This window comes from Pacificibacter maritimus (assembly GCF_003814915.1).
Lineage (GTDB): Bacteria > Pseudomonadota > Alphaproteobacteria > Rhodobacterales > Rhodobacteraceae > Celeribacter > Celeribacter maritimus.
Genome location: NZ_RKQK01000005.1, coordinates 230,364 through 254,968 on the forward strand (window position 1 = coordinate 230,364; position 24,605 = coordinate 254,968).

Here is a 24,605-nt window from a genome sequence, read left to right on the forward strand (position 1 = left end):
CTTATTCCACAGACACAGTAACGCCTATCAAGTAGCGTCAGAGTTAACGCAGCTTCGGGATTTCAGTAGAATTGTTCATATTTTTCTCGTCCGCAGCAAGGGCCGCAGGATTCTGTGCTGTCATCAAACCCAAAAAATCATGCAGTTTTGGATCAAGCATGTGACTTGGACGAATGTTTGTCAGAGCCTTGAACATAACTTGGCGCCGACCAGGGCTGTTCTTTTCCCAACCGTCCAGAATTTGTTTGACCTGCTGACGTTGTAAACCGTCTTGTGACCCACATAAATCGCAAGGAATGATTGGGTAATTCATTGATGTTGCGAATTTTTCACAATCTGCTTCCGCGACATGTGCAAGCGGTCGATACAAAAACAGGTCGCCTTCTTCATTGACCAGTTTGGGCGGCATGGTTGCCAATCGCCCCCCGTGAAACAGGTTCATGAAAAAGGTTTCCAAAATGTCATCGCGGTGATGGCCAAGCACAACGGCTGAACAACCTTCTTCGCGCGCTACACGGTACAGGTTTGCGCGGCGCAGGCGTGAACATAGGGCGCAATATGTGCGGCCCGCTGGCACTTTTTCGGTCACGATCGAGTAGGTATCTTTATATTCGATTCGGTGCGGAATTTTCATTTTTTCAAGAAATTCTGGCAAGACTGTCGCAGGAAAGCCAGGTTGCCCTTGGTCGAGATTGCATGCCAAAAGTTCAACGGGCAGCAGTCCACGCCATTGCAATTCGTACAAAATCGCCAAAAGGGTGTAGCTGTCTTTGCCCCCCGACATGCAGACAAGCCATTTTGCGCCGCGTTCAATCATGCCGTATTGCTCAACTGCTTCACGGACATTGCGTACGATGCGCTTGCGGAGTTTTTTAAATTCAGTTGTGGAGGGCGCCCCGTGAAATAAAGGGTGGATGTCGTCGTGATCGTCCAGCATGGCTTAATCCTTAGGGGCGTTTGTTTTTGTGTCAGGCGCTTTTTTACTAGGCACTGGGTCATAGCCGCTTTTGCCTAAGGGGTGGCAGCGACCAATGCGCCGCGCTGTCAGATATGCGCCCTTTAATGCACCGTGTTTTTCCAAAGCTTCCATTGCATAGGCACTACAGGTTGGCTGATATCGACAATTGTAGCCAACCCATGGGCTGAAAACCATGCGATAGGCACGCACAGGCAAAGAAACGATAAATGCAAAAGGAGTCACGACTGAGATCTCTTTGATGCGCTGGCTGTGCGCTTGTCTTCATGCACCTTGCGCAGGGCGTAGCGCAGATCTTTCAGCAAAGCTTCAAAGACTCGGGCGCTGGTGTCACCTGCTTTGCCAATCAAGACATAATCCCAGCCATCGCAGCCCAATTCAGGAATCACAGCGCGAGCTGCTTCGCGTAGGCGGCGTTTGGCATGGTTGCGCTTGACTGCATTGCCAACTTTTTTCGAGCAAGTATAGCCGACCCGAATGCCTGTGGCGGGTTCGGTGTCTTTGCGCTTGCGACCTTGAAGTAGAAAGCTTGACGTACCTTGACGACGCGCGCGAGCTGCCAATAAAAAATCAGCGCGTTTTTGTAGCGTTGTGATTTCAGGTGTCGAACATGACAAAACCGCCGACTGCGTCCCATTCGATGTGGCGTGAGCCATAACTTTGGGGGCATTCGACGGTGTCATTTGCATAGCCTTTCGGCACAACTTTACGCTGACAAGTTCTTCCGACCTTGTGCACGACGTGCGTTGATAATTTTGCGGCCCGCTTTAGTTGCCATACGCGCACGGAAACCGTGGCGGCGTTTGCGAACGAGGTTGCTTGGTTGAAAGGTGCGTTTCATCGCAACGTCTCCATCGGTTAAAATTCTGGCCCAAATCCAAAAAGGGGATTCGAAGGCATATAGGTTCGAAGCGCAGTCTTTAGGCAGGACAGGGGGGCTTGTCAATTGACCTAAGGCATATTCGTAAAAGAATTCCTTCGATTATTACAGTTTCGCATCCCAAGATCACTCTATGGTCATTGTCGCGTGAGATGCAGCGTTTTTACTGGCCACTGTATGTGTCTCGCCCCATTTTATCGCTCAAACACCTTAAAGGAAAGCCCTTGCCAGATTCTCGCCCCGAAATTGAACAAGACCCGTGCGGCCTTGAAGACCCTTGTGTTCAAGGGAGTTGGAAGCGCTTTGTGCCACTGGCACTCTTTGTCGCTTTGGCCATCGCTTTGGCGGTGGTCTTTCGCGATTCTTTGAGTTTTGAGGCGTTGGCCCAAAACCGTGAAACCCTGATCGCCTATCGCGATTCGCATTATTTTGCCGCAGTGGCGGTATTCATCGCGCTGTATATCGCGGTTGTGACATTCTCGTTGCCAGGTGCCACAGTTGCCACTTTGGCGGGCGGATTTCTGTTCGGAGCTTTTCCGGGCGTTTTATTTAATGTCGCAGGGGCAACCATTGGGGCAAGTTGTTTGTTTCTGGCCGTACGTTGGGGGCTTGGCGAATGGCTTGCCGCAAAGATGGATGCAAGTTCGGGGCGGATAAAGCAGGTCAAAGATAGCATCGATACCAACCAATGGCCGATGTTGTTTCTTATTCGTCTTTTGCCGATTTTACCGTTTTTTGTCGCCAACTTGCTGCCGGCTTTTGTGGGGGTCCCTTTGCGGAGGTTTGTTATCTCGACTGGGATCGGTATTATTCCCGGCACCTTAGTAATCACATCTATCGGTTCTGGTCTTGGATCTGTGCTAGATGAAGGCGGTGCGCCTGATTTAGGTGTGTTCTTCGAGCCGCGCATCCTGTTGCCACTCTTGGGGCTCGCCGCCTTGTCCGCTGCGCCCATTGTCTACAAACGCTACAAAAGCAACCTAGGGGGCTCATATGAAAAAGATTAAAACAGATGTTTGTGTCATCGGCGCGGGTTCTGGTGGTCTGTCTGTTGCCTCTGGGGCTGTGCAGATGGGTGCAAAAGTTGTGCTCATCGAGGCTGGTGAAATGGGGGGAGATTGCCTGAACTACGGCTGTGTCCCGTCGAAAGCTTTGTTGTCTGCGGCCAAGCAAGCGCATGTGATACGCGAAGGTGGCGCAGGGATTGCGGGCGTCACGCCACAGGTCGATTACGCCGCCGCGATGGATCATGTGCAATCCGCCATTGCCACGATTGCGCCCCATGACAGTCAGGAGCGATTTGAAGGTTTAGGCTGCACTGTTATCCGCGCTCACGCCCGCTTTATCTCGCCCAGAACTGTGCAGGCCGGCGATACAGAAATTACAGCGCGCCGCTTTGTGATTGCCACGGGGTCGCGTGCGTTTATTCCGCCAATCGACGGCTTAAAGAACACGCCATTCCTGACCAATGAAACGCTTTGGGCACAACGTTCTGCACCGAAACACCTTTTGATTCTTGGTGGAGGCCCTATCGGAATGGAAATGGCGCAAGCGCATCGCAGGCTTGGATCTGATGTGACCGTTGTTGATGCAGGCAAAGCGCTGGGCCGTGATGATCCTGAAGCGGCTGAGGTCGTTAAGGCGACGTTGCGCAATGAAGGCGTGTCGATCATCGAAGATGCCCCTGTTATACGCGTGTCGGGGGGCGCTGGTGATATTCAGTTGCACCTAAAAGATGGTCAAACCCTTTCAGGGACTGATCTATTGGTTGCCGTTGGGCGTGTCGCCAATACGGATAGTTTAGATGCTGAGAAGGCTCGCATTGATCTGACTTCGAAAGGTGTGAAAGTTGATGCCGCATTGCGCAGCTCTAACCGCCGTGTTTATGCAATCGGGGATGCTGCGGGCGGGATGCAATTTACACATGTTGCGGGCTATCATGCGGGCGTTTTGATCCGCGCGCTTTTGTTTGGCTTGCCTGCCAAAGCTGCAAGTCACCACATTCCGCGTGCGACCTATACCGATCCAGAACTCGCACAGATCGGCATGACGGAAAGTGAGGCACGTGAGGCGCATGGCAATGCCTTGACCGTCACCCGTGCAGAGATTTCAGGAAATGATCGCGCTATCGCAACTGGGCGCAGCGCTGGTGGCGGCTTTATTAAGGTTATGATCGTTAAAAAACGTCCCGTTGGGGTTACGATTGTGGGGCCTGATGCGGGTGAACTGATCTCATTTTGGGCCTTGGTTGCGGCATCTGGACTGAAAATGGGACAAATCGCTGGTATGGTCGCGCCATATCCTACATTGATGGAGGTTAACAAACGCGCGGCGGGTGCCTATTTTACTCCAAAGCTGTTTGAAAGCCCTCGGGTGAAAACTGTGGTGAAATTGGTGCAACGGTTCCTGCCATAGGAATCAAAATGAGGGTTTATGAAGGTTCCGCGCTTTCTAAATACGCTAACAGGGCGGTTTTTGATGCTGACGGTCATTTTCGTGATGTTGGCAGAAATCATGATTTTCGTGCCCTCTATTGCGCGGTTCCGCGAAGACTTTTTGCTGTCCCGTCTAGAGCGTGCTCAAATCGCTTCTTTGGCGCTTTTAGCGAATGATACGATTGATATGGGGCTTGAAGACGAACTTTTGGCCAATGCTGGAGTCTATAACGTTGTTTTGCGGCGCGATGAATTGCGTCAATTGGTTTTGTCGTCGCCGATCCCTGCACAGATATATGAGACATACGATCTTCGAAACGCGTCTGCATTGGAGCTGATCCAAGATGCGATGACAGTGCTGATCGACCCCGAAGATAAAGTGATCCGCGTGATTGGCGACCCTGTGAAAGAAGCGGGGCTGCTGATCGAGGTGACGGTCTCGACTGCGCCTTTGCGCGCTGCCATGCTAGACTATGGTGTGCGCATTTTGGCGCTTTCTGCCGCTATTTCGCTTTTCACTGCCACGCTGCTGTTTTTCGTGGTGCGTTCTTTTATGGTGAAACCGATTAAACACGTGGTCAGCGCGATGACATCATATACGCAGGCGCCTGAAGATGCGCGGCGTATCTTTGTGCCCACCGCGCGGATACAAGAATTGCGCGAAGCGGAAACGGCATTGTTTGAAATGCAGACCGAACTCACGGGGGCTTTGCGTCAAAAAGAAAGATTGGCGCAACTTGGCGGCGCTGTTGCTAAGGTCTCGCATGATCTGCGCAATATTTTGACCACGGCGCAATTGTTTAGCGATCGTTTGGAAGCCTCAGAAGATCCAGCTGTGATGCGATCTGCGCCAAAGCTGGTGAACTCTATCCATCGCGCGGTTAACCTATGCGAATCGACGTTGGCTTTTGGCAAAGCTGAAGAGCCAGCTCCAAAGCTAACAGGGGTTCGTATTGCTGAACTGGTGGCGGAGGTGATCGAAAGCGAACGACTTGCGATTGGCGATTTTGACCTGTCCTTTGCCGAAGATGTGCCTGCGACCATGGTCCTGCGGGCGGATGATGAACAGTTACACCGCGTGATATCGAATCTTGTGCGTAATGCGCGCCAAGCGATCATGGCAACTGGGCAGGCGGGAGAAATTGCTGTGACAACTTTCGAAGAACCTGCTGAATGGGTCATCCAGATCGTCGATACAGGGCCCGGCCTCCCCAAAAAAGCGCGCGAGCACCTGTTTCAACCCTTTCAAGGGGGCGCGCGCAAAGGCGGCTTTGGTCTTGGGTTGGCGATCGCCTCTGAGCTGGTGCGGGGGCATGGAGGGCGTCTGGCGCTTGAGAATAGTGATGAAACTGGTACGCGCTTTGCGATCCATTTGCCGAAGGGGTTCGATTTGGAGCAAAACAGTTCCGTTGCATCCGAGGTCACGTAAAATGACCAGAAACAAAGTTTTTTTACCAAAAATGCAAATGGCCTCTTGCGCCCCCTCGCCACACTCGGTAAATCGCCCCCATGAGCGCACCCGTAGCTCAGCTGGATAGAGTACCTGACTACGAATCAGGGGGTCAGAGGTTCGAATCCTCTCGGGTGCACCATACTTCCCCTCTTTCGCTTAAGCATATCAGTGCCAAAATTATCTCACGATGCGTGATGGTTTGTGCCGTGATCACTGCGAAATTCAACGCAAGCTGCGGATTCTGCGCCGCTGAAGAGATTGGCATCCGTCATGCGGACATCAAACGCGGACACCGCAACTCAACGGCATAGTTGAACCTTCGCACAGATCTGACGGGAAAGAATTTTATCAGTTGCTTAGAGACAAAGATGATGTTGCTTTACAGGCGAAACTCGATGAATGGGAACGCTTTTGCAACTTCCATAGATCGCGGGTCGCCACAAGGTTTTCACGACATTGCTGTGGAGCGCTCAAGGCTGAGCTGATCTGGTGACCGGGAAATGCAACACCTAAGTCCGATTGGTTGTTGCAAAGAGCAGCTTAATTCGCGCCAGAAACTGCCCAAAAGATATGGAGAAGGTCAAATCACAACAGGACTTTGAGCAGCCCCTTCAGTAGCCCAGATGACGGTGGAAGCAATGGGAGCAGGCAGGCTTGCACCGAGTGGTACAGGTCAGGTTTGCCTTGAAAAGGATGTTCGTCCATCTCAACAGCATTTTGAGGTACCGGCCACCAGCCGCCATTTGGGTCGATGAAGTCGCGCGATATAACGGCCCAAATTTCCGCATACCAATGCTGTGCCTTGGTGTCTTCAAATGCTGTTTGCAGGGCCGCCGCCGCCGCGACGCCTTCGCAAGCGGGCCACCAGATGCGTACCCGTTGATCGGGTTGGTTCTTAAAGTCTAACGTATAGTAAAACCCGCCGTTTGTTTGATCCCAACCAGTTTGGCAGGCCATATGGAACAGATTTGCGGCCGCGGTTGGCATCCATGCGTGACTTTGATCACCCAGATGCCAAAGCTGCACCAAAAGCCGAGACCATTCGAGAGCGTGTCCCGGCGTTGTGCCTGCAGGGCCGAACATTGGATCCCCAGAATAGGTCAAATCCGGCGTCCAGTCTGCGTTGAAATGTTCGATCACCACCCAATTGGCTGCCCGAGCATGGCGGTTGATAATCAAGTCCGCGATCCTTTGAGCCATGGATAAATAGCGGGCATCGCCAAATGCTTCATACGCGGCCATGAGCGCTTCAACGGTATGCATGTTTGCATTTTGCCCGCGATAGTCTTTAAGTCCTGTCCAATCAGCATTGAATTCTTCGCGCAATGCACCAGCGTTTTCGTCCCAAAAATGTGTATCGATGGCGTGCATTGCCAAGGCGCAAAGCTGTTTGGCTTTCGGGTGCCTAATCTCATGGGCAGAGGCTGCTGCGAGCAAAACAAAGGCGTGCCCATATGCACGCTTTGCCGCATTCGTGGGGCCGTTTTGATCGACCTCCCAAAAGAAACCACCATTGGTTGTGTCGTAATGATGCTCAATAAGAAAGGACATGCCATGATCAACCATATGCATCGCGCCAGGATGCCCAAGCTGATGACCTGCCGCAAAGCAGTGCACCATTCGGCATGTATCAAAAAGCTGTTGCTGTTGGTTCGCCAAAGGGTTGCCGTTGTCATCAAGCGTATAGAACCCACCCGCCGGATTGCGGGCATTGGCACCAAAAAAGTCGAACAAAGTGCGGGCCTGCGAAAGCAGCCATAGGCGATGATATGGACGTTGGGTCATAGGCGTTTCGATCATGACGATTTCCTCTTTAGATCAAAGATTGCGCGCAGCCTGTTGCGGCAGTAGCAATGACGGGTTTAGAGCTGTTTCAACAACCACAGCGGTGTTGAAAGAAGAGGGTAAAGGTTTGGGCCTGATTATATTCACTTCGCCCAACTTAAGGTTTTCTATCGCGCAAGCAAACAATCTAGGCATTCCATCAGGATAATCTACAAGCCCGAACACTTTGCCGGTTTCATCAAGATGCCAAGCGTTGATCCGACCTGCCGCATCAGCGGAGGCAAACCGGTCATCGCGCTTGCGCTGGCCATGAACCCGTCTCACTCATGGCCGCAGACGAAGCCGTCTCGGCCTTGGATGTGTCGGTGGCAGCGCAAAACATCAATTTATTACAAGACATGCAAGACAAGTTTGATCCAACCTATTTGTTCATTCCCCATGATTTAGGCATGGTCGAACATATCTCGGGTCGAATTGCCGTTATGTATCTGGGACGGAACGTTGAGATGGGTCGCACCGATGAGTTGCTCGTACAACCGCGCCATCCCTATACCGAAGCGCTTTTGAGCGCTGTGCCACAGCCGGATCCCGCAAACGTAGCCGCGAGAAGCACGGGGGTCTACGGGGGGAAATCCTCGATGCGTGAACCCGCCAACGGGGTGCGCCTTTCATCCACGTTGGCCCCGATGCAACCGCGCTTTGCAGCCAAGAAAGGCCGACCCAACGCGAGATATTCGGACGACAGATCAGTTGCCATCATGCCGAAGATTTGAACCTAAAGTCAGGCTCTGCGAGACGGTTCATCTGAACCTAGCCTATCGCTGGCACTGTCGTTTTAATCTTGCCAACCAAGTGCCACGGATCCCATGAGCCGCTCAATGGATTTGGGAACTCAATAAAACAGAGGGCTAAAGACGCCTGAGTGGCCAAGTTTTAGTATGTCTGACAACGTTTTGGCGAACGGGTGCTTGGGGGCACCCGTTCAATTCGTTTACGTTAGGAGTGTTTGTGCTCTTGGGACAGGCCCTTGAAAATACACCAGCACATGACCAGCAAGACGATGGTGAATGGCAAGCCTGTAGAAATTACCATGGCTTGCAATGATCCAAGGCCACCACCTAGCAGTAGCGCGATGGCCACGAGGCCTTCGAAGGTACACCAAAACACGCGCTGCGGGATCGGCGCGTCGACCTTGCCGCCAGCAGTAATAGTATCGATCACAAGACTGCCTGAATCGGACGATGTGACAAAGAACACGATCACAAGCACAATGCCGACCGTTGAAGTGATGGATGCCAAGGGCAGGCTGTCGAGCATCGCAAAGAGTGACAGCTCTGGCTTATAGGCGTCGATCACGTTGGCTTTCACCGCGCTCAAGTCAACATTTGCGATCATGTCATTGATGGCGGTGCCACCGAAGACAGACATCCAGAACACACAAACCAAAGATGGAATAATCAACACACAGGTCAAGAATTCACGCACTGTGCGTCCACGTGAAACACGCGCGATAAACATGCCAACGAAAGGTGACCAGCTGATCCACCATGCCCAGTAGAATGCAGTCCAACCTTCGCGGTATCCATCATCCACACGCCCGATCGGGTTGGAAAGCGGAATGACTTCTTGTGCGTAGGCGACCAGAGTTTTGCCGAAATCGGTGAAAACACCAACAGCGCCTGCGGTGAAGACCACAAACACAAGCAGCACAATCGCCAACACCATGTTTACTTCGGACAGGATCTTCACGCCACCATCAAGGCCACGCAGGACAGAAATCAAAGCCATCAGAGTGATGCCGACGATCAAGAGCACCTGAACCGTAACGTTCGTCGGGATGCCATAGACAAATTCCAAACCAGCATTGGCTTGCTGCGCCCCTAAGCCTAGTGACGTTGCGAGGCCAAAGAGTGTGGCAAAGACCGCAACGATATCAATAAGGTGACCCCACCAACCCCAAACACGTTCGCCTAGGATCGGGTAGAATGCAGAGCGAATGGATAGGGGAAGTCCTTTGTTGTAGCTGAACAGTGCAAGTGCCAAAGCAACAACAGCGTAGATCGCCCAAGGGTGAAGCGCCCAATGGTATGATGTTGCAGCAAGCGCCATGCGTTTCGCGGCTTCAACATTTTCAGGGATCAATGCGCCACTTTCGGTGAAGGGACGTACCGCGCCTAAAGGTTCGTCACCCCAAGGGGTTCCAAAGTAATAGGCAGGTTCTAGAACGCCAAAGAACATCAGCCCGATACCCATACCAGCGGCAAAGAGCATCGCGAACCAGCCAGCGTATCCGTAATCAGGTCGCGCATCCACGCCGCCCAGTCGGACCGAGCCATAAGGCGATACGATAAGAGCCAGACAGAACAGAACAAAAATATTTGCAGCTGACAAGAAAAAGCCGTCAAAAGTTGATGTCAGTGTTGGGCGTAGCCAGCCAAAGAAACTGGCGGCTTGGTCTGGGGCAATCAGCGCGTAGATCACAAAGACCACCACTGATAAACCCGAGATCAAAAAGACGGGATTGTGAATATCAAGGCCGAATGGGCCAATCTGTGCTTCTATGTTGTCCTGACCGACTTCGTAGTCGGTATCAATGATCTCTGACGCGCCCTCTGGCGCAGGAATGCCAGTGTTTACATCTTCTTCGTCGGCCATTTTACAGCCTCCTTATTGATTTTGATTTTTGGATGAACGCCCTTTGGCGCATCACCATTCTTGTGCAGTTTGCCGCTATGCCCGTTGTGCTGGGCACGTTTCCAAAGGCTAGATTGGAGAATGCCTTTGGCTGGGTCGCATCGCTGGGATGCCAGCCCATAGAACTGGGGCAACCTGTCGATTGGTCAAGTCATCTGTACTTTTGAGCTGTCGAGGCGAAACAAATTGGCTGGCGCCAAAGTGTGTCAGAAAACTTTTTCTCGCTCTGGGTAAAAATGACTTTTTGGCAAGTAGGTACTTCTCAGATTTGTTTCGTTTCAACGCTAATTACACATTGCCCCTAGCCATGAACCTAATCGAATACCGACATGGAATGCAAACACAGTCCCTCTCTTGGGGCTGTGTTAATTCTGTTGCATCTTTGCGTTTTGACCAAGTACGGGTTTTTGACCTCTGAATGCAATATAAACACTGTATGAAACGTTTCATATTGACTGCCACACCAAGAACCGTCACACAAAAGAAAACGCGGTTTCAAAGAAAGGCGGAAAAATCATGTCCAAAGTTGTTGTCGTCGGAAGTATCAATATCGATTTCACGGTTCGACTTCCGCATTGGCCCGCGATAGGCGAAACTATTTTTGGTTCAGATGCTGCCACATCTGTTGGCGGCAAGGGAGCCAATCAGGCGGTGGCTGTTGCGCGTCTTGGCGGCAATGTGCATTTCGTGGCTGCTGTTGGCGAGGATTCATTTGCGGACATGGCAACCACGGCATGCCATCAAAATAATGTTTCTGCCGCGTTTCTTGAAGCTGATGGGCCGACGGGGCTTGCTTTTATCGACATCGGACCAAATGGCGACAATATCATTCGGCTCTCACCTGGCGCCAATGCAAAGCTGACGGATGAGTTTATAGACCGACGTTCATCTGTATTTACGGATGCAAAAGTTGTGCTGCTGCAAAATGAAATCTCGCTTTGTGCATCCATAGCTGCCGCGAAAGCAGGCAGAGCGGCGGGTGCCACAGTGATTATGGATCCCGCGCCAGCTGCTGTCCCCACTTGGGGTGTCGAAGAATTTAAGCATTTTGATCTCATTACCCCCAACAGTACCGAAGCTGGGGCTCTATTGGGGCAGGCGCCTCAGACCTTAGCCGAAGGTCAGCGCGCAGCGATGGCCCTAAAGGATCGTTTGGGTGTGGATGCGATTGTCACGATGGGAGAGAAAGGCGTTGCGTGGTGTATCAAGGGAGAGAGTGGTCAAGCGCCCTGTCCCAGAGTTGATGCAATCGACACTGTCGCGGCGGGTGACTGCTTTAATGGTGCACTGGCGACCGCGATATCGCAGGGTAAACCACAGTTTGATGCGATCAAATTTGCCTTAAAAGCAGCTGCGTTGGCCACAACACGTCATGGCGCAATCGATTCGCTGCCTTATCTGAATGACTTGCTGTGAAATTCACAACACGCATCTAGCTTGTTCAAGCGCAACAAGATATCTGTTTGAATAATGGCACGGATAAAAAACATAACAATCAAAGATGTTGCGGCACATGCTGGTGTTTCCGTGGGGACTGTTTCAAGAGTGCTTGCCAAGAATCAAACGGTTAAAAAAGCACTGTTTGATCGGGTGAATGCGTCGATTGTTGAACTGGGGTTCAAGCCAAACCTTGCAGCGCGGGCCATGCGCGCCAAACATGTGAACGTGGTTGGTCTGATCGTTCCCGATATTACCAATCCGTTTTTTGCGCAATTGGCGAACGAGTTAGAGCGGTTTTCGTCAGATCACAATCACGCGCTGATCCTAGCGAGTTCTCGAAACCAGTGGCAACATGAAGCGCTGCAACTACAAGCTATTTTAGAACATAAGCCCAAAGCCGTGCTGATCGTACCGTCTGACGAGAACAGATCTATCGACGTCCCTGATGATACTTTGGTGCTGGCGCTTGATCGAAATGTCGATGGGATAGGGTCAATTTGTACCGATCAAATGGCCAGTGCAGCATTGGCCCTAGATCATCTGATCGAACTGGGGCATCGAAAAATCCTATATATTGCGGGCCCTGAAAACACTGCAACCGCGCGCCAACGCAAAGATGGTTTTTGTGCCAGAGTGAATGAACTCAAAGACCAAGGCGTTGATATTGATCTGCGTGTGACGGGTGGGGCGTTTAGCTTTGAATCGGGCGATCAAATCGCGCGTGAGGTGCTATCACAGCCCAATCCGCCGACCGCGATTGCAACCGCGAGTGATCAGCAGGCCATTGGCGTGATCCGTGCGGCGCGTGATATTGGAGTCGTGGTGCCCCAGCAGCTATCCGTGATCGGCTTTGATGATATCGCATTGGCGGATATCGTGGTGCCTAGGCTGACGACAATTCGCCAGCCCGTCGCGGATATAGCCAAGTGCGCAATCGACCGTTTATTTGATGATACGCCAGCCGACAGTGATGCATTGTTTATGGGGGAACTGATTGTCCGCCGCACAACTGCTGTCGTGTCTAAGGCTTAGTTTCGATTACATCCTCAGGTCTGATGACGCCTTTGCGGAAGATAAAGCAGCCAAAAAATCGTGTTTCGCCAGTTTGCACAATTGCATAGGCGGTTTTTGCGAGATCGTAGAATTTAAATCGTTCAACCTGCCGAGTGGGCTCTGAGCGGCCATCGAATTTTGCGATACAGCTGTCGACTTCTCGCTGCACATCAGGTCGCCCAGTCGGATCGCCGACGACCTCCATGGACATCGCATAGTCGTCGACAAACGTGTCTAGGGGCAAAACTGATAAGATTACTGACGTTGCCTCAGCGCTGCTCAGATTTTCCAGCATCAAGGGGCGTTTTAGCACCGTGTCTTGCGCGACAGACTGCGCAGGAAAGTTGCGATCGCATAAGACAATCAAGTCGCCATGCCCCATTGCGCGCAAGGCCTGCAATAGGTCTGCATTCAGTCGATGATCAATTCCTTTAAGCATTCTTTGCTCCGTTCGGATCGGTGTGTTGCGATGGGCTGAGGCGTTTTCGCCATGTGGCTTGAGTGAAACTTGCATAAATAGGCCTGCTTTAGACCCTTTTATAGTCAGCTTAGCGTAGTTTTTTAGTGATTGCATTCAAAATAATGAAACGTTTCATATTGACTCGCGATAGATCTTATCATTAATTCGACCTGTTGTTGAAACGTTTCATTTATCTTGGAGGAGAGAAATGCAGCGGGTGACAGCGCGCAAGCGCAAGTGCAAATCGGACGGGCTTTGAATGCTCCGATGTGCAGCTGTCATGACAGAAGTTATTTAACAGTGCGGGTTTCGCGCACAAATTCCTTGGGAGGAAAAACTATGAAATTTATGAAACTGGCTGCTGTTGCAGCGACAAGCCTAATGGTTCTCACAACCAGCGTATCTGCAGACGAAGAGCGCCCAGTGGTTGGGCTGGTCATGAAGTCGCTGGCAAATGAGTTCTTTCAAAACATGTTGGTCGGCGCGCAAGCTCATGCAGAAAAGCGCGGCGATTATGATTTGATCGCTGTTGGCATGCAGAACGAAACCGACTTTGAATCTCAGATCAATGCGGTCAACAATTTTATCACACAGGGCGTGGATGCAATCGTACTTGCGCCAGCTGATAGCCGCGCGATGGTGCGACCGCTCAAACGCGCAATGGAAGCTGGCATTACAGTGATCAATTTTGACGTCGCCTTAGACACCGAAGCGAAAGAACAGCAAGGTGTTGAGCTCGCGTTTGTTGGACCAGACAACCGCGAAGGCGCGAAAATGGCAGGCGATGCCCTTGCAGCAGCTCTGCCGAGTGGCGCAAAAGTCGTCATTATCGAAGGCAACCCTGGTGCTGATAACGCAACGCAGCGTCGCCTTGGGTTTGAAGATTCCATTGCCCAAGCAGGGCTGACCTTGTTGGACAGTCGTACGGCCTATTGGGAAACAGAAGAAGCCAATTCAGTCTTTGCCAACATGCTGACGGCCAATCCTGACATTCAAGGTGTGATGGCGGCAAACGACTCTATGGCGATTGGTGTTGTTCAAGCGCTGTCCTCAGCAGGTCGCGACGACATTCTCGTTGTTGGTTTCGACAATGTCCCTGCTGCAGCGCAATTGGTGAAAGAGGGCAAGTTGTTGGCCACAGTTGATCAGTTTGGCACCGAAATGGCCGCGAATGCGATTGATATGGCCATCGACGTTGTGCAAGGCGCGCCTGAACTTGAAGGCTGGGTGCGCACGCCCATCGAATTGGTTACTCAATAAGCCAGTATGAGCATTGCTTACCGCACCACGCATCGTTGCGGTAAGCCACATCATATCTTTCCATAAAATGACGACTGAAGTTGAGGTCCCTTTCATGCAATCTGTCACCCAGCTGATCCCTGACTTGCTCTGCGTCAGCGATTTGAAAAAACACTTCGGTGGCGTCAAAGCGCTGGATGGCGTTGATCTAAACGTGCGCCAAGGCGAAGTGCATGCCCTTGTCGGGGAGAACGGCGCGGGAAAATCGACACTGATTAAGGTGTTAACGGGAATCCATATGCCGACCGATGGGCAGATTTCATTTGCGGGAAAGCCTTTTGACGCTGGATCCCCGCATGCCTCCAAAGATGTCGGTATTCAGGTGGTCCACCAAGAATTCAACTTGCTTGAACATCTCTCAATCGCAGAAAATATCTCTATCGAAGACCTGCCGACAAGCCGTTGGGGTCTTTTGAACCGAACCGAAATGCGCAGCCGTGCAGTGGTGGCAATCGCAGCGGTCGGATTGGACGGTGTGAATGTGAACCGGCCTGTTTCGAGCCTTGGAATTGCGCACCGTCAGTTGATCGAAATCGCGCGATCTTTGCAATCTGACAGCAAGCTTTTGATCTTGGATGAACCCACCGCGACACTGACGGAACGCGAAAAAGTGAAGCTGTTTAAAATCATTCAAAACGTAAAAGAACAAGGCGTGTCGGTTTTGTTTGTCTCTCATCACCTCGATGAAGTGTTCCAGATCTGTGATCGCGTGACGGTGTTTCGAAATGGTAAAACCGTCATCACGCAAGACATAGATCAGACCTCACCAAGTGAGGTCGTATCACATATGGTTGGGCGTCACGTCGATCATACAGACGCGAGCGCCGCGCAGGCGGTTCCTTTTGGGCCAATTGCCCTGCGCACAAAGGAGTTGAAAACAATTGCCAATCGCAGCGAACAAGGCGTCTCTATCGCAGTTCAATCGGGGGAAATTTTGGGCATCGCAGGTTTGGTTGGCGCTGGGCGCACAGAATTTCTGCGCGCAATATTTGCAGCCGATAAGTCAAATGGCGGCACTGTATACATCAAGGAAAAGCAGGTAAAATTTCGCGGACCTCGCGACGCAATCGATGCGGGTATTGGTTTTGTCACCGAAGATCGCAAAGACGAAGGGCTGATCTTGCAGATGCCGATTTCGATGAACATCAGCATGGTCAATTTGAAGAAACTGTTTCGTACGGGCCTTATTCGACATTTCGCAGAGCACCATCAAGCGGTGAAATACGGTGATAACTTGCAGATGAAATATGGCAAAACTGCCGATGCGGCAGCATCACTTTCTGGGGGCAATCAGCAAAAAATTGTCCTTGCGAAATGGCTGGCAAGCAAACCTGCCGTACTGTTGCTTGACGAACCGACCCGTGGTGTCGATGTCGGGGCAAAGTTTGAAATATACGGCATACTACGTGCACTGGCCGCCGAAGGCGTGGCGATGATTGTGGTGTCGTCTGAACTGCCTGAACTCATGACCTTGTCTGACCGAATAGCGGTGATGGCCGATCACAAAATTTCTGGCGTTCTGACGCGAAGTGAATACTCCGAAGAACGCATTTTACAACTCGCCTACGGGCAAACCGTCGAACAAAGGGTAGCCCAATGAGCGATACAACCGTCACACCAACGAAAACAATTACCGTCCAAGGCCTGTTGCAAAGCACTGGTATCGGCTTGGCCTTGTTCCTCTTGATTGTGTTCTTTTCCCTCTCATCAGAACATTTCTTAACCTCTGGGAATATTTCAAACATTCTAACCCAAATCACGATTAACTTGATCCTTGGGGTGGGCATGACCTTTGTGATTTTGATTGGCGGCATTGATTTGTCTGTGGGCTCTGTGCTGGCGTTTTCTTCAGTTGTCGCAGGAAAGGTCATGACTATGACAGGTCTGGGCGATGGGACAGTTATCGTATTTGCTGTCATGGCTGGCTTGGGTACAGGTATGCTTTGCGGACTGATGAACGGTGCCATTTCCGCTTGGTGGGGATTGCCTTCCTTTATCATTACTTTGGGGATGCTAAACATCGCACGCGGTGGAGCGCTGCATGTCGCAGAAGCGCGCACTATCTATTCGTTTCCCTACGCCTTTGAAGAATTCGGCAGCATTTCATTTTTTGGAATCCCAATTTTGTTCCTATTGGCGTTGCTGCTTGTTTTGTTGGCATGGTTGATTTTGAATTTCACAGTCTTTGGGCGCATGGTCTACGGCATTGGAAACAACGAAGAGGCCGTCCGATTGGCGGGGCACAATGTGTTTCGCTACAAAGTTGGCGCTTTTGCAATTTGTGGGACCTGTGCAGGTCTTGGAGCGTTGGCTTATATGGCCCGCTTGAACATCGCCTCTCCGATCGCGGGTATAGCCTTTGAACTGGATGCAATCGCAGCCGTCATTATCGGCGGCACCTCACTGGCGGGTGGCCGAGGATCTGTTATAGGCACGCTGATGGGCGCCTTTATCATAGGCGTCTTGGCAAATGGCCTAATTTTAATGGGGCTAAATGACTTTATGCGCCAAATGATTACAGGTCTTGTCATCATTGTTGCGGTGATCGTGGATTATTACCGCGCCAAGTATGCAAACGTTTAGGGCCATCAATTTAGCAGGACCGTTTTGGCGATCGGCATCGCTGCGCTACTCAATGCAATGTTTGCACCAAAGGCGCATCATTTGTAGTTTTCGCGGCGGTCCGAAAAATCGCGCACACGTTTGCGCCACGTGCGGTAGCTGCCTGTTTTAAGTTCGGAGCGCATCAATGCTTTGACGTCCTTTTCCCCGATACCGTATTCGCGTTGAATATTGGCGAAACTGATATGATCACTGAGCGCCATTTGAATGATGTCGCTGACCTGTGCTTGTGTGAATTGCGTTGATTTTGTCATACCGATTTCGCCTTTGTTGCTGCGCGTTGGCCACGGCAGCGTTTTGAACAATAGCGCACGTCTTCCCAGACTTTGGCCCATTTTTTGCGCCAAGTGAAAGGTCGTCTGCAGGTTGCGCATGTTTTTTGTGGCAGGTCAGTTTTTTTCATCGACGCCAATCTCACGTAGAAACCTTTGGCTGTCATCCGCAATGGCTTGGCGTTTGTCGTCATCCATGCGACCGAGCGTTTTATACATGAACCCCATGCGTGGATTGCTGTGCAAGAGTTTAGAATTGCGATCGATAAAATCCCAATACAAATAGTTGAATGGGCAGGCCTTGGGCCCGTTTTTGATGGTCGGTTTATAGCTGCAACTGTCGCAGTAGTTCGACATTTTCTTTATATAGGATCCGCTGGCCGCATAGGGTTTCGATGCCAAAATTCCCCCATCTGCAAATAGGATCATGCCGCTGACATTGGGCAATTCCACCCATTCATAAGCATCAGCATAGACCAGCATGTACCAATTGTTGACGTCGTCAGGATCAATTCCCGCGAGCAAAGCAAAGTTCCCCAAAACCATCAGGCGTTGAATATGGTGGGCATAGGCATTTTGTTTGGTTTCCAAAACACATTGGCGCAGGCAATTCATTTGCGTCTCGCCCGTCCAATAGAAATCGGGCAGGGGGCGCGTGGCACCAAGCACATTCATATTTTTATATTCGGGCATTTTCAGCCAATAGATGCCGCGCACATATTCGCGCCATCCGAGGATCTGGCGGATGAAACCTTCGACAGCGTTGAGTGGCGCAGAGCCCTCGTAAAAGGCAGCCTCGGCGCGCCGAATACATTCAAGTGGCGTCAACAATCCGCAGTTTAAATACAGGCCGATATGACTGTGATACATCCATGGTTCATCTTGGATCATGGCATCTTGGTAGTCGCCGAATAAAGAAAGGCGTTGATCAATGAACTGATCCAATGCCTCCAACGCGCCACTACGGGTGACGGCGAAATGAAAGGGGGTTAGGTCGCCAAAATGATCGGGAAAAGCGATGTGAACCAGATCGATAACCTGTCGTGTGATCGCATCTACAGGCGTCTTATATGTTTCAGGCACAGTCAGGTGTTTGGGGGGCGGCTTTCTATTCTCGGCGTCATAGTTCCATTGCCCACCTACGGGGGCGGTTCCGTCCATCAGCACGTTGTGTTTTCGGCGCATCTCGCGATAGAAAAATTCCATACGCAGCTGTTTACGCCCATCGGCCCAATCCGCGAATTCCGATGGAGTGGCAAGAAAACGGTCGTCTTCGCGCAATTCGACTGGCACGCTTAGTTCTGTACGCCATGTTTCAAATTCGCTGAGCAATCTGTATTCGGCGGGCTTGGTCAATACGACCTGTGACACTGGGTGAGATGCTATAAAATTTTGCACCTCGCCAAGCAAAGAGCCTGTGTTGTTGGGGTCGTCATAGGCCACATACTGCACAGTATAACCTTGGGCGCGAAGATCCTGCGCGAAGTGGCGCATGGCGCTAAACACAAATGCGATTTTCTTTTTATGATGTTTTACATAGGTTGCTTCTTGTTTGACCTCGCAGATCAAAACGACATCATCTTTTGCAACGTCTTGCAGGGACGCGATGGACAGGCTGAGTTGGTCGCCCAGCACCAGCCTAAGTTTCATGCTGCATACTCTGTGTGCTTTGCAAAGTGCACAGTTGATTGAGCGTAAAAACCAGAGTTTGCATAGGCACTTTCCCGTTGCTTGATATCGCGTTTGCCAGTCGATTGGGCGATACTTAGTTTACGGAAAAACAGACACTATGGATCATTCTTTCTTCACCGCATTCATGCCACGGTGAGCGGGGCGTGACCTTTCATTTATTGTGCCGACACTTTAATTTCCTTGTGGTGAGGGCGCCGTCATCTCACTTTAATAGGATCGCTTGCTGCATGACTTTCCAAAGGGCAAGCCGCGCGTGTTTGACATGTGCCGAATTGTTGACTTCTTTGGCAAAGCTGCCAAATCTTTATTGCCCCTTTGGGCAAATACTGGTTTGTACCAAATATGACTGATCAAAGCCCATCCGACCTTGTGTTTTTCACTAAAAACCTTTGCCTTTCGCAAGGAAATAAAACGATTTTGCGGGACATAAACGTCGATGTTTCCACGCAGCGTATTGGAATTGTAGGGCGCAATGGATCAGGTAAAACCACTTTGGCGCGTGTTCTGGCTGGATTGCTCGCGCCAAGTTCTGGATCTGTCTCCATATGTGGAATCGATCCTGCGAAAGATCGAAAAGCTGCGCTGACCACTGTCGGAATTTTGTTTCAAAACCCAGATCATCAAATCATTTTTCCAACCGTTGAAGAAGAAATCGCCTTTGGCCTTTTACAGCAGGGGTTTGACAAAGCTGAGGCCGCCGAGCAGGTTCAAAGCATCCTGAAGGACTTTGATAAATCCCATTGGGCGCAGGCGGCGGTGCACCAACTGTCTCAGGGTCAAAAGCAGTTGGTGTGTTTGATGTCTATCCTTGCGATGCAACCGCGCGTCGTGATTTTAGATGAACCTTTTTCAGGTCTCGACTTGCCTACGAAAATGCAGTTGGCCCGCGCGTTTCATCGTATCGATGCTGCGATTGTCCATGTGTCCCATGATCCCGAAGCTTTGATCGATTACGATGAAATCTTATGGATTGATGAGGGAACCCTAAAACAGCATGGCCCCGCCAAACAGGTATTGCCGAACTTCGTGGACGCAATGCGCAAGATCGGAGAGGCTGATGATCTCACTCACCTCACCGATTGAAACCCGCGCCCACGCATGGCCTGCGGGGGTTAAATTATTGGGGCTGTGTTTGGCCACTATGGTGCTGTTTTCTCAAAACGGTATCGTTTTTCATGCTTGCGCATTCTTGTGCATCGCAGCCACTTACGCCTCGGCGGGACTTGTATTTTTGCGCTACGGAGCAGCGCGTCTTTGGGGCCTTTGGCCTTTTGTCGTCATGGTTTTGATTTGGCACGCGGTGACCCAAGATTTCGTCGCAGGGCTGGTGATTTCCATTCGATTGCTCTCTGCCGTGGCTTTGGCCAATTTGGTGACACTTACGACCAAACTGTCAGCGATGATTGATGTGGTACGGTTTTTGGCAACGCCCCTGCGCCGCATCGGATTAAAAACGCAGCAATTAGAACTTGGCATCGCGCTGGTTGTACGCTTTACACCGGTCTTAGCGCATAAAGGCAGCCAGCTATCGGATGCATGGCGCGCCCGCTCGCCAAAGCGCGCCAAGTGGAATATTGTTGTCCCGCTTGCAGTCTTGGCAATTGATGATGCAGAATATTTGGCCGAGGCGTTAAAAGCGCGCGGCGGTGTAGACTAGAAAACTGAGGACGAAACATGGAACGCAACCTAACACTTATCGCCTTATTCGCGGCTTTGATTGCTGCATTGGGCTTGATTCCAAAATTCACTTTGGGTTTTGGCGTGCCGATCACGGCGCAAACTTTGGGCGTTATGCTCTGCGGGACTGTTTTAGGGGCACGCCGTGGTGGACTTGCAGCGTTGCTGTTCTTGGTTCTGGTTGCAGTCGGCCTGCCACTTTTGGCGGGCGGTCGTGGTGGTTTGGGTGTCTTCACTTCTGCTTCTGCGGGTTTCTTGTTCGGCTGGCCAGTTGGCGCATTCGTGACAGGTCTTTTCGTTGAAAAAGTCCGTGCAGGATCTTTGGCGGTAACATCAGGTATTGCATCCATTTTGGGCGGTATCATCGTTGTCTACGGCTTCGGTATCGTTGGCATGGCATTCGTTTTGGACAAAACTCTAGTCGAAGCTACTTTGCTGGTGACAGCCTTTATTCCTGGCGATTTGATTAAAGCGATTGTCGCAGGTGTTGTGACAGCGGCCTTGTTTAAAGCGCGTCCAAACAGCGTGTTGTCACGCGCATGACGCAGGCTGCGATCATAGAGGCCCTAAGATCGCGGAAATCAGTGCGCCAGTATTTGCCAACAGCCGTGCCACAAGCCGACGTTGCGCAAATTTTGACAGCCGCGCGCCTTGCCCCCAGTGGGGCCAACCTTCAGCCGGGACGATTTTACGCCTTGGCTGGGGATGCCTTAAGTGATCTGTCAGCGCAATTGATGAAGGCAGCTCAAACCAAAGACCCTGTGTCTGAATATTCTTATTTCCCGAAACCCATGCCCGCAGCTTTAAAAGCGAAACAACGTGCAGCTGGATTTGCTTTATATCAAGCATTGGGGATTGAACGGCGTGACATTCAAGGCCGCAAAGATCAGTTCGCGCGTAACTACCGCTTTTTCGATGCGCCCGTTGGTATTGTTGTGACCATTCATAAAAATATGGGCAAAGGTTGTTTCATGGACCTCGGCATGTCTTTGATGGCGCTGTTTATGGCGGCGCAGGACATGGGCTATGCAACAACTGGCATTGGTGCGATTGGCAATGTCGGCCCTGATGCGCATGAGGCGTTGGGGTTGCTCGATGATGAATTGGTCGTCTGTGGTGTCGCTTTGGGACACGAAGATAGATCAGCTAGGGTGAATCAGTTTCGTACAGAACGGGATCCCCTTGATGTTTTCGCAAGTTTTCGCGGGTTCGACTGAGTTACACACGTAACAAAACTGCAGTGCCCAATCCCCCTGCGGCCGCAATCGCCCCAAGCCCATATCCACCTGTGTGGCTGAGTTCCGAAAGTAACCGAACGATATTGATAGCCCCCGAGGCCCCGATCGGATGCCCTCGCGCCAAAGATCCGCCCCCCATGTTCACTATATCAGGGTCTAGCCCCGCTTGTTGCACACAGGCCATTGCCTGCACCGCATAGGCTTCCATAATTTCGCAGGCCTTCAATTGCTCAGCGCCAAGGTTTGCGTTGTAAAGCGTTGTTTCAATGGCTTCAACTGGCGCGATACCTGGCATGTCAGGCTCGCCACCTAAGGTGCAACCGTTTATTATTTCTGCCTTTGGCCCGATAAAGCGACGCGCGATGTCATCAGAAACAACAAGGCAAAAGGCGCTGGCGTCAGCCGCCACACTGGTATTGGCAGCGGTGATGGAGCCTGCCAATGGTTTGGCTCGTGCGGCTAAGGCGGGCGTCATGTTTCTGGCAAAGGGATCATAGGACAGGTCGTTGATCTGGGTGATTTCATGCGCCATCCGATGTTTTGCAGCGCGTGCTTTTTGGTGACTTAAAGCCGCCCAAGCATCTTGATCTGCGCGTGAAATTTCCGTCACACGTGCAAGCGTGGCAGCGGCATCTTGCATCATAGGATCGCGATCTGCCCATGGTGTAAAGCGCGCTTGGCTATAGGGGAGAGGGGGGCGGCCATCAGCAAAGGTCTCGGCGCGCAGGGGGGCGCGCGAATAGCTTTCGACCCCGCCAGCTATGACAATCTTCGCGCGTCCTGATCGCACAAGGCTATCGGCCAACAAAACAGCATCCATACCGCCACAGCATTGACGGTCGATTGTTAGTCCTGCCACTGTCTGCTTTAGCCCCGCTGCCAAAGCCACATGGCGCGCAGGGTTCCCGCCCGCCCCCAATGCATTGCTGACGATCACTTCGTCCACGCGGTCAGGTGAAATGTCTGCCGTTTGTAGTAGATCCAAGATGACAGGCGTCGACAGTTGGTGCAGCGATAGTGTTGCAAATGCCCCATTGCGCGGCGAAACCGCACTGCGTTTTGCAGCTATAATATAGGCGGAACTCATATCTCGGTCTCCAACCACGCTTGTACAACGGATAAATCGGGTTTGCCTGATGATAGCAGTGGCATTTCCTCTATGCGCACTATTCGACGCGGCGCGATCAGTGCGCCAAAGCGATCGTTGCAAGCGCGTTTGATGGCGTGATGATCTAGATCATCGCCCTGAACGACAGCGACCACTTTATGCCCGCGCATGTTATCGCGCTCAGGAAGCACCACAACATGTCTGGGGCCAAACTTGCCTGCGATAAAACTCTCGATTTCTTCGGGATAAACGTTTTGATCGGCGATTGTGATCATACGGTTCTTGCGCCCCATGAGGTACAGATATCCCGCCGCGTTCAATCGCCCAATTTCCCCCGCCGTGACAAAACCCAAGCTGTCTTTGATGGCGCTTGTTGGCCCATCTGTATACCCTTCAAACACATAAGGACTTTTGACCCAAACCTCGCCTGCGGCATCGGGCCCTTGTGCTTGCCTGTTGCGCAGCTCCAATGTGACGCCTGGATAGGCTTTGCCCACTGACCCTCGTGGCGTGTCTTTGTCTGTCAAAGTAATAAAGCTGGTTTCAGAGGCACCGTAAAACTGCGTGATCTGCGCCTGCGTAAAGATAGCAGCGCAGTCTTGCACAACATCCTGTGTTACGGTTCCGCCTCCAACGATGATATGCCGCACTGATGGGGCAGGGGTCTTGGCCGTCAGCAAAAGTTTCAACTGCGTCGGCGTGGCATATATATATGTCACGCGCTGTGCATTTATCTGGTCAACCTGCCTCGAGGCATTTATCCCTGCGAGATAGGCAATGTCCGCACCAATATGTGCAGCTTCGAGTACGGCGTAGACTGTTAAAGAATGTTTCAATGCGCCAAAGACGGCAAGACAATCTTGTGGCATGAGATCAAACAGTTTTTGATTGACTTCGAAGTTAGCAATCCAAGACGCATGACTGCGCGAAATCGTTTTAGGGGCACCTGTGCTTCCTCCTGTGGCGCAAAACAGCCGTGGCTGCATGTCATCCTGCGTTTGCACTGTGTCACCTGTTATGCTGATAGAATGCCCCGCGTCGATACCAGCCCGCAAGGACAGCAAACCGTCGTTGATCCGCGAGCCAGCCAATTGCGCAGCAGGGGGACGAACCTTGCAAGTGGATTCCCAGTGAAACTGTACTGTGGTGTTGCGCATGATCTACGACCCCTTTTGTCGGCGACATCCTTAGCTAGCAGAGCAAACCACCGAGACCCAAGTATAAAGAGCGGCTGTGCTGGCACTTGGTCGATAATCTTTGTCTTTTGCGTTCGTTACACGGGTTTCGGCCCCAAGCGACTCGCGGCAACAGATAAAAACGCCGCTCAAAACCGCATAACGCCGTAAAATCTACTGTAAGCTAAGGGTGTAACGGGGGCTGCGAGCGTGACAAATAGAAATCACATGTGACCCTTCACCTAAAAACTTATATATATCAGTATGTTGTTTGAATTTTGTAAGAAAAGTGAGAAACTGTTAAAAAAGGGGTTGCGGGTATTGGGTGTTGGGCTTAGAACCCCCT

General features: G+C 51.4%; 27 protein-coding genes, 1 tRNA gene and 1 pseudogene. 16 read left to right on the forward strand and 13 right to left on the reverse strand.

The genetic code is table 11. From position 1 onward, the window contains the following. Window positions 1-43 precede the first annotated feature (43 nt). From ttcA to rpmH, 4 genes are read right to left on the reverse strand one after another with little or no spacing between them, the layout of a single operon-like run. A complete protein-coding gene (gene ttcA, locus EDD53_RS14175) occupies window positions 44-937 on the reverse strand; it encodes a tRNA 2-thiocytidine(32) synthetase TtcA (protein WP_123794212.1) in 894 nt (297 codons plus the stop codon). A gap of 3 nt (window positions 938-940) precedes the next feature. Continuing rightward, on the reverse strand, window positions 941-1,201 hold the full coding sequence (yidD, locus tag EDD53_RS14180; RefSeq protein WP_123794213.1) for a membrane protein insertion efficiency factor YidD: 261 nt from the start codon (window positions 1,199-1,201) through the stop codon (window positions 941-943). Beyond that, window positions 1,198-1,659, reverse strand: a complete 462-nt coding sequence (gene rnpA / locus EDD53_RS14185) for a ribonuclease P protein component (protein WP_123794214.1) — start codon at window positions 1,657-1,659, stop codon at window positions 1,198-1,200. The genes yidD and rnpA overlap by 4 nt, the downstream gene beginning before the upstream one ends. Before the next feature lie 23 nt (window positions 1,660-1,682). Next, entirely contained in the window at window positions 1,683-1,817 is a 135-nt protein-coding gene (rpmH, locus tag EDD53_RS14190; RefSeq protein WP_123794215.1) for a 50S ribosomal protein L34, read from the reverse strand. A 344-nt stretch (window positions 1,818-2,161) separates the two neighbouring features. On the opposite strand from rpmH, the gene EDD53_RS14195 reads away from it, so the two are divergent. The 5 genes and pseudogenes from EDD53_RS14195 to EDD53_RS14215 all read left to right on the forward strand — a co-directional run. Then, the gene (locus EDD53_RS14195; RefSeq protein ID WP_246002412.1) at window positions 2,162-2,863 is read left to right on the forward strand and encodes a TVP38/TMEM64 family protein; all 702 of its coding nucleotides are present in this window, start codon (window positions 2,162-2,164) and stop codon (window positions 2,861-2,863) included. After that, on the forward strand, window positions 2,850-4,271 hold the full coding sequence (locus tag EDD53_RS14200; RefSeq protein ID WP_123794216.1) for a dihydrolipoyl dehydrogenase family protein: 1,422 nt from the start codon (window positions 2,850-2,852) through the stop codon (window positions 4,269-4,271). Before EDD53_RS14195 ends, EDD53_RS14200 begins: the two co-directional genes overlap by 14 nt. An 18-nt stretch (window positions 4,272-4,289) precedes the next feature. Beyond that, entirely contained in the window at window positions 4,290-5,720 is a 1,431-nt protein-coding gene (locus tag EDD53_RS14205; protein WP_123794217.1) for a sensor histidine kinase, read from the forward strand. An 86-nt stretch (window positions 5,721-5,806) separates the two neighbouring features. After that, a tRNA-Arg gene (locus tag EDD53_RS14210) sits at window positions 5,807-5,883 on the forward strand. A 112-nt stretch (window positions 5,884-5,995) separates the two neighbouring features. After that, window positions 5,996-6,237 (forward strand): annotated as a pseudogene (locus tag EDD53_RS14215) (hypothetical protein); the annotation flags it as partial. Between the two features lie 92 nt (window positions 6,238-6,329). On the opposite strand, the gene EDD53_RS14220 reads toward EDD53_RS14215, so the two are convergent. Next, window positions 6,330-7,529 carry an AGE family epimerase/isomerase gene (locus EDD53_RS14220; RefSeq protein WP_246002414.1) on the reverse strand — a complete coding sequence of 400 codons (1,200 nt, stop codon included), beginning with the start codon at window positions 7,527-7,529 and terminating at the stop codon, window positions 6,330-6,332. A 33-nt stretch (window positions 7,530-7,562) separates the two neighbouring features. Further along, window positions 7,563-7,853 carry a hypothetical protein gene (locus tag EDD53_RS14225; RefSeq protein WP_123794219.1) on the reverse strand — a complete coding sequence of 97 codons (291 nt, stop codon included), beginning with the start codon at window positions 7,851-7,853 and terminating at the stop codon, window positions 7,563-7,565. A gap of 2 nt (window positions 7,854-7,855) precedes the next feature. Between EDD53_RS14225 and EDD53_RS14230 the strand changes: the two genes are divergently transcribed. Then, window positions 7,856-8,302 carry an ABC transporter ATP-binding protein gene (locus tag EDD53_RS14230; RefSeq protein WP_123794220.1) on the forward strand — a complete coding sequence of 149 codons (447 nt, stop codon included), beginning with the start codon at window positions 7,856-7,858 and terminating at the stop codon, window positions 8,300-8,302. A 223-nt stretch (window positions 8,303-8,525) separates the two neighbouring features. On the opposite strand, the gene EDD53_RS14235 is transcribed toward EDD53_RS14230, so the two are convergent. Then, window positions 8,526-10,184, reverse strand: coding sequence for a BCCT family transporter (locus EDD53_RS14235; protein WP_123794221.1), 1,659 nt, complete (start codon window positions 10,182-10,184; stop codon window positions 8,526-8,528). Window positions 10,185-10,216: 32 nt separating this feature from the next. Here EDD53_RS14235 and EDD53_RS14890 point away from each other — a divergent pair, with 32 nt between their 5' ends. The 3 genes from EDD53_RS14890 to EDD53_RS14245 all read left to right on the forward strand — a co-directional run bounded on the left by EDD53_RS14890 (window position 10,217) and on the right by EDD53_RS14245 (window position 12,695). Further along, window positions 10,217-10,390: a hypothetical protein gene (locus EDD53_RS14890; RefSeq protein ID WP_170162777.1), complete on the forward strand. Its 174-nt coding sequence runs from the start codon at window positions 10,217-10,219 to the stop codon at window positions 10,388-10,390. A 349-nt stretch (window positions 10,391-10,739) separates the two neighbouring features. Continuing rightward, the gene (locus tag EDD53_RS14240; RefSeq protein ID WP_123794222.1) at window positions 10,740-11,639 is read left to right on the forward strand and encodes a ribokinase; all 900 of its coding nucleotides are present in this window, start codon (window positions 10,740-10,742) and stop codon (window positions 11,637-11,639) included. Window positions 11,640-11,693: 54 nt separating this feature from the next. After that, the gene (locus tag EDD53_RS14245; protein ID WP_123794223.1) at window positions 11,694-12,695 is read left to right on the forward strand and encodes a LacI family DNA-binding transcriptional regulator; all 1,002 of its coding nucleotides are present in this window, start codon (window positions 11,694-11,696) and stop codon (window positions 12,693-12,695) included. Here EDD53_RS14245 and EDD53_RS14250 read toward each other — a convergent pair. Beyond that, complete coding sequence (locus tag EDD53_RS14250) at window positions 12,685-13,155, reverse strand: RbsD/FucU family protein (RefSeq protein ID WP_123794224.1); 471 nt, start codon at window positions 13,153-13,155, stop codon at window positions 12,685-12,687. The two genes, EDD53_RS14245 and EDD53_RS14250, sit on opposite strands and share 11 nt — an antisense overlap. Before the next feature lie 360 nt (window positions 13,156-13,515). Between EDD53_RS14250 and EDD53_RS14255 the strand changes: the two genes are divergently transcribed. From EDD53_RS14255 to EDD53_RS14265, 3 genes are all read left to right on the forward strand, one after another. Next, window positions 13,516-14,436, forward strand: coding sequence for a sugar ABC transporter substrate-binding protein (locus tag EDD53_RS14255; protein WP_123794225.1), 921 nt, complete (start codon window positions 13,516-13,518; stop codon window positions 14,434-14,436). A 94-nt stretch (window positions 14,437-14,530) separates the two neighbouring features. Then, window positions 14,531-16,075 carry a sugar ABC transporter ATP-binding protein gene (locus EDD53_RS14260; protein ID WP_123794226.1) on the forward strand — a complete coding sequence of 515 codons (1,545 nt, stop codon included), beginning with the start codon at window positions 14,531-14,533 and terminating at the stop codon, window positions 16,073-16,075. Continuing rightward, entirely contained in the window at window positions 16,072-17,058 is a 987-nt protein-coding gene (locus tag EDD53_RS14265) for an ABC transporter permease (RefSeq protein ID WP_123794227.1), read from the forward strand. Before EDD53_RS14260 ends, EDD53_RS14265 begins: the two co-directional genes overlap by 4 nt. 77 nt (window positions 17,059-17,135) lie before the next feature. Here EDD53_RS14265 and EDD53_RS14270 read toward each other — a convergent pair whose 3' ends face one another. Genes EDD53_RS14270 through EDD53_RS14280 form a run of 3 tightly spaced genes read right to left on the reverse strand, consistent with a single transcriptional unit; the run spans window position 17,136 to window position 19,019 of the window. Beyond that, complete coding sequence (locus EDD53_RS14270; protein ID WP_123794228.1) at window positions 17,136-17,351, reverse strand: DUF2805 domain-containing protein; 216 nt, start codon at window positions 17,349-17,351, stop codon at window positions 17,136-17,138. Next, window positions 17,348-17,500, reverse strand: coding sequence for a DUF2256 domain-containing protein (locus EDD53_RS14275; protein ID WP_123794229.1), 153 nt, complete (start codon window positions 17,498-17,500; stop codon window positions 17,348-17,350). Before EDD53_RS14275 ends, EDD53_RS14270 begins: the two co-directional genes overlap by 4 nt. Next, complete coding sequence (locus tag EDD53_RS14280) at window positions 17,487-19,019, reverse strand: cryptochrome/photolyase family protein (protein WP_123794230.1); 1,533 nt, start codon at window positions 19,017-19,019, stop codon at window positions 17,487-17,489. The genes EDD53_RS14275 and EDD53_RS14280 overlap by 14 nt, the downstream gene beginning before the upstream one ends. Before the next feature lie 384 nt (window positions 19,020-19,403). On the opposite strand from EDD53_RS14280, the gene EDD53_RS14285 reads away from it, so the two are divergent. Genes EDD53_RS14285 through EDD53_RS14300 form a run of 4 tightly spaced genes read left to right on the forward strand, consistent with a single transcriptional unit; the run spans window position 19,404 to window position 21,955 of the window. Continuing rightward, on the forward strand, window positions 19,404-20,144 hold the full coding sequence (locus tag EDD53_RS14285; RefSeq protein ID WP_123794231.1) for an energy-coupling factor ABC transporter ATP-binding protein: 741 nt from the start codon (window positions 19,404-19,406) through the stop codon (window positions 20,142-20,144). Then, the gene (locus EDD53_RS14290) at window positions 20,119-20,718 is read left to right on the forward strand and encodes an energy-coupling factor transporter transmembrane component T family protein (RefSeq protein WP_123794232.1); all 600 of its coding nucleotides are present in this window, start codon (window positions 20,119-20,121) and stop codon (window positions 20,716-20,718) included. The genes EDD53_RS14285 and EDD53_RS14290 overlap by 26 nt, the downstream gene beginning before the upstream one ends. 17 nt (window positions 20,719-20,735) lie before the next feature. After that, the gene (locus tag EDD53_RS14295) at window positions 20,736-21,281 is read left to right on the forward strand and encodes a biotin transporter BioY (RefSeq protein WP_123794233.1); all 546 of its coding nucleotides are present in this window, start codon (window positions 20,736-20,738) and stop codon (window positions 21,279-21,281) included. After that, on the forward strand, window positions 21,278-21,955 hold the full coding sequence (locus tag EDD53_RS14300; protein ID WP_123794234.1) for a nitroreductase: 678 nt from the start codon (window positions 21,278-21,280) through the stop codon (window positions 21,953-21,955). The genes EDD53_RS14295 and EDD53_RS14300 overlap by 4 nt, the downstream gene beginning before the upstream one ends. A 1-nt stretch (window position 21,956) precedes the next feature. On the opposite strand, the gene EDD53_RS14305 is transcribed toward EDD53_RS14300, so the two are convergent. Continuing rightward, window positions 21,957-23,063, reverse strand: coding sequence for a thiolase family protein (locus tag EDD53_RS14305; protein ID WP_123794235.1), 1,107 nt, complete (start codon window positions 23,061-23,063; stop codon window positions 21,957-21,959). Continuing rightward, window positions 23,060-24,241, reverse strand: a complete 1,182-nt coding sequence (locus EDD53_RS14310) for an AMP-binding protein (RefSeq protein WP_123794236.1) — start codon at window positions 24,239-24,241, stop codon at window positions 23,060-23,062. Before EDD53_RS14310 ends, EDD53_RS14305 begins: the two co-directional genes overlap by 4 nt. Between the last annotated feature and the right edge of the window lie 364 nt (window positions 24,242-24,605).

Coding starts and splice junctions, on each gene's coding strand:
- ttcA (WP_123794212.1), bottom strand. CDS start 937: ATGCTGGACGATCACGACGACATCCACCCTTTATTTCACGGGGCGCCC.
- rnpA (WP_123794214.1), bottom strand. CDS start 1,659: ATGACACCGTCGAATGCCCCCAAAGTTATGGCTCACGCCACATCGAAT.
- rpmH (WP_123794215.1), bottom strand. CDS start 1,817: ATGAAACGCACCTTTCAACCAAGCAACCTCGTTCGCAAACGCCGCCAC.
- EDD53_RS14200 (WP_123794216.1), top strand. CDS start 2,850: ATGAAAAAGATTAAAACAGATGTTTGTGTCATCGGCGCGGGTTCTGGT.
- EDD53_RS14205 (WP_123794217.1), top strand. CDS start 4,290: ATGAAGGTTCCGCGCTTTCTAAATACGCTAACAGGGCGGTTTTTGATG.
- EDD53_RS14220 (WP_246002414.1), bottom strand. CDS start 7,529: ATGACCCAACGTCCATATCATCGCCTATGGCTGCTTTCGCAGGCCCGC.
- EDD53_RS14230 (WP_123794220.1), top strand. CDS start 7,856: ATGGCCGCAGACGAAGCCGTCTCGGCCTTGGATGTGTCGGTGGCAGCG.
- EDD53_RS14235 (WP_123794221.1), bottom strand. CDS start 10,184: ATGGCCGACGAAGAAGATGTAAACACTGGCATTCCTGCGCCAGAGGGC.
- EDD53_RS14890 (WP_170162777.1), top strand. CDS start 10,217: ATGAACGCCCTTTGGCGCATCACCATTCTTGTGCAGTTTGCCGCTATG.
- EDD53_RS14240 (WP_123794222.1), top strand. CDS start 10,740: ATGTCCAAAGTTGTTGTCGTCGGAAGTATCAATATCGATTTCACGGTT.
- EDD53_RS14245 (WP_123794223.1), top strand. CDS start 11,694: ATGGCACGGATAAAAAACATAACAATCAAAGATGTTGCGGCACATGCT.
- EDD53_RS14250 (WP_123794224.1), bottom strand. CDS start 13,155: ATGCTTAAAGGAATTGATCATCGACTGAATGCAGACCTATTGCAGGCC.
- EDD53_RS14255 (WP_123794225.1), top strand. CDS start 13,516: ATGAAATTTATGAAACTGGCTGCTGTTGCAGCGACAAGCCTAATGGTT.
- EDD53_RS14260 (WP_123794226.1), top strand. CDS start 14,531: ATGCAATCTGTCACCCAGCTGATCCCTGACTTGCTCTGCGTCAGCGAT.
- EDD53_RS14265 (WP_123794227.1), top strand. CDS start 16,072: ATGAGCGATACAACCGTCACACCAACGAAAACAATTACCGTCCAAGGC.
- EDD53_RS14270 (WP_123794228.1), bottom strand. CDS start 17,351: ATGACAAAATCAACGCAATTCACACAAGCACAGGTCAGCGACATCATT.
- EDD53_RS14275 (WP_123794229.1), bottom strand. CDS start 17,500: ATGAAAAAAACTGACCTGCCACAAAAAACATGCGCAACCTGCAGACGA.
- EDD53_RS14280 (WP_123794230.1), bottom strand. CDS start 19,019: ATGAAACTTAGGCTGGTGCTGGGCGACCAACTCAGCCTGTCCATCGCG.
- EDD53_RS14285 (WP_123794231.1), top strand. CDS start 19,404: ATGACTGATCAAAGCCCATCCGACCTTGTGTTTTTCACTAAAAACCTT.
- EDD53_RS14290 (WP_123794232.1), top strand. CDS start 20,119: ATGATCTCACTCACCTCACCGATTGAAACCCGCGCCCACGCATGGCCT.
- EDD53_RS14295 (WP_123794233.1), top strand. CDS start 20,736: ATGGAACGCAACCTAACACTTATCGCCTTATTCGCGGCTTTGATTGCT.
- EDD53_RS14300 (WP_123794234.1), top strand. CDS start 21,278: ATGACGCAGGCTGCGATCATAGAGGCCCTAAGATCGCGGAAATCAGTG.
- EDD53_RS14305 (WP_123794235.1), bottom strand. CDS start 23,063: ATGAGTTCCGCCTATATTATAGCTGCAAAACGCAGTGCGGTTTCGCCG.
- EDD53_RS14310 (WP_123794236.1), bottom strand. CDS start 24,241: ATGCGCAACACCACAGTACAGTTTCACTGGGAATCCACTTGCAAGGTT.